Below are 1,961 nucleotides of genomic sequence, written 5' to 3' on the forward strand. Positions count from 1 at the left end.
CCCGAGATCCTATGTCGGACGTTGACACTGTGACAGTGAACTGTCATCTTTGGTTAGGTTGTGTCAAAGGAGCTGCGCAGTGACGGATCTGAAGTCCCCGAGGCAAGCAGAGCCGTCGGCCATCGAACCCGCGCGGACCAAGACGCTGCGGCCAGTACTGTTCTGGTCGAGCCTCGGCACGGTGTGCTTCGTCGCCGCCGCCTACGTCTACATCTCATGGATCGTGTCGGGCAATGCGACTCCGGTGAGTCCGGGTCCCGACCCGATCCCCCGAGCCACTCAGTGGGCGATGACCGCCTTCCAGATCGCCTGCCCCGTGCTGGCACTGGTCGCGATCGTCTATGTGATCCGCAAGAGCGTGCGCGAGCGTCAGCTCTGTGTCGAAGCCGCCATCGTGATCGGATCGGCGATCGCCTGGTGGCACGATCCCTTGATCAACTGGTTTCAGCCGGCGCTGTTCTACAACGCCGGGTTGGTCAACTTCGGTAACTGGACCGAGAACATCCCCGGCTGGCTAAGCCCGGACGGCCGATTGATGGCCGAGCCGGTGCTGATGATCGGAATGATCTACATCTGGATGCCACTGGCCATGGGCTCGATCGCCCGCGGGGCCATGGGCCGCGCCCGCCACCGGTGGCCGACGCTGGGACCCGTCCGCACCTTCTGCGCCGGTTGGCTCGCGGTATACGTCATCGAGTTTCCGCTCGAGATCTTTGCGGTGCGCCACGGTCTGCTCGGCTATCCGGCATCGATTCCCAGCGTCACGCTGTGGGCGGGGCAGACTATCCAGATACCGCTCTACGGCCCCATCCTGTGGTCGCTGGTGCTCAGTTCGAGCGGCGCATTGATGTTCTTCCGCAACAATAAAGGCCAGATCCGGGTGGAGGCGGGTGTCGAGACTCTGGAGCGGGCCGGACCACGGGTCAGAGGACTGCTCAGGGTGCTGGCGGTCACCGGCTTTTTGCACGTGGTGGCGATCGGCGTGTACGACCTGCCGGTGAACCTCGCCGGCTTTTACGCCGGGCCGACCCAGACCTACCCGACCTATCTGCGCACGCAGTACTGCGGACCGGACACGCCCCGGCGCTGTCCCGATGGCACCCGCTTCGACGATCGCTAGGTCGGGCTACTTCAGGACCGCGGGCAGGGCAGCGAACTCCTGGCGGATCAGGTCGTCGAGCGAGCGGCCCGGCGTCGACAGCCACTGGTTGAGGGCCCGCTCGACGAGCAGCATGCCGACTGCCGCCAAGAGCCGGCATTCGCTGTCGGGGGCCGGCATTCGGCGTCGTTCGGCGATCACCTTGGCGACGGTCTCGGCGTTTGCCTCGTGGTTTTTGCGCTCGCGGCCCAGCAGCACGAGCGACGACGCGACGGCATCGTGATACTGCGCGATCCTCTTGCGGATGCGGTTGAGGCCTGGCGCAAGCAGCGCGAATGAATTCGCCAACGCCTCGAAATCTGACGCCCCCTCCGGTTGAGCGAGGTAGACCCCGCTCACTGCCTCAATGAAGTCGTACTCGCCGAAGAAAAGCACTGACTCCTTGGTCGGGAAGTACCGGAAGAACGTCCTGGGCGAAACCCCCACTCTCTCGGCGATCTGGTCCGTAGTGGTCTCGTCGTACCCGTTGGTGCTGAACAGGTTCAGGGCCGCATTCAGCAAAGCATTCCGGATCCGGTCCGCATGCTCGTCCCGCGGTGATCGGTCGCCCCGGGCCATCCGCCAACCCCCTCGTCTCTCTGGGTGTCCCGACAGTACAACGACTGCGGGTACCGCCACATCGTTGACACTCGTCGTGGTACCGACGATACTTCCGACATATGACAGTGCACTGTCAAAATTATATCTGAACGCGGTCGGCGTGTGCAGAGAGGAACTCCGTCTAAATGACCGAACTGGGCGTGACTGGAACACTGAATATCAACGATCTGCCCTTCGCGGAGGACCGTACGCGCGCGTGGCG

The 1,961-nt window shown here is 63.6% G+C and carries 2 protein-coding genes; one reads left to right on the forward strand and one right to left on the reverse strand.

Annotated elements, in window-relative coordinates; all coding sequences use genetic code 11:
* Positions 1–79 precede the first annotated feature (79 nt).
* Positions 80–1,120 (forward strand): spirocyclase AveC family protein, encoded by a 1,041-nt coding sequence (locus tag WAN71_RS16105; RefSeq protein WP_422226291.1) that lies wholly within the window; start codon positions 80–82, stop codon positions 1,118–1,120.
* 6 nt (positions 1,121–1,126) lie between these two features.
* Here WAN71_RS16105 and WAN71_RS16110 read toward each other — a convergent pair whose 3' ends face one another.
* Complete coding sequence (locus tag WAN71_RS16110) at positions 1,127–1,717, reverse strand: TetR family transcriptional regulator (RefSeq protein WP_422226292.1); 591 nt, start codon at positions 1,715–1,717, stop codon at positions 1,127–1,129.
* Positions 1,718–1,961: the final 244 nt, after the last annotated feature.

The sequence above is a fragment of the Mycobacterium sp. genome (genome assembly GCF_049280035.1).
Classification (GTDB): domain Bacteria; phylum Actinomycetota; class Actinomycetes; order Mycobacteriales; family Mycobacteriaceae; genus Mycobacterium.